Consider the following 473-nt stretch of genomic DNA (forward strand, 5'->3'; position numbering starts at 1 on the left):
ACGGTGCTCACGCCTTTCATCTCCACCAAGCTGTTCCAACTGGGCTGATTCCTGAGCTGTTCGGCGATTGCCTTGTCCAGCACGCGGATCTGCTCATCCAAGTACTTCAGTTGGCTGTTCATCATCACCTGGAGAACTGGCTCGCTGAATGCACGCATGCGCTGCTTTTCACTGCTACGCATCTGCACCAGATGACGCCGGCGCAGTGCAAATTCAGCTAGTTTTCGCTGCCACGGCGCTACTGGTGTATATCGAGTGTGCTTCAACAGGTGTGCCATCTGGGCCAGCACCATCGCATCGATCCGGTCCGTTTTAGCCAGCTGCGCAGTGGCTTTGGCGAAGCTACGCGCCCTGCCTGGATTGATCCGCACCATTGGCAGGCCGGCCTCATGAAGCGCATCCAGGGCTGCCTGCTCGTAACCTCCGCTCGCTTCAAGCACGACCTGCTTGGCCGGCCACTTCTGCAGCCAGCG

General features: G+C 58.8%; 1 protein-coding gene. It reads right to left on the bottom strand.

All coding sequences use genetic code 11. The features are described 5' to 3' along the window. The coding region (locus tag IFT58_RS18625) for a transposase (RefSeq protein ID WP_192096550.1) at window positions 1–473 on the bottom strand (473 nt) is incomplete at both ends.

Origin of the sequence: Stenotrophomonas sp. CFBP 13718 (assembly GCF_014842145.1) — a bacterium.
Lineage (GTDB): Bacteria > Pseudomonadota > Gammaproteobacteria > Xanthomonadales > Xanthomonadaceae > Stenotrophomonas.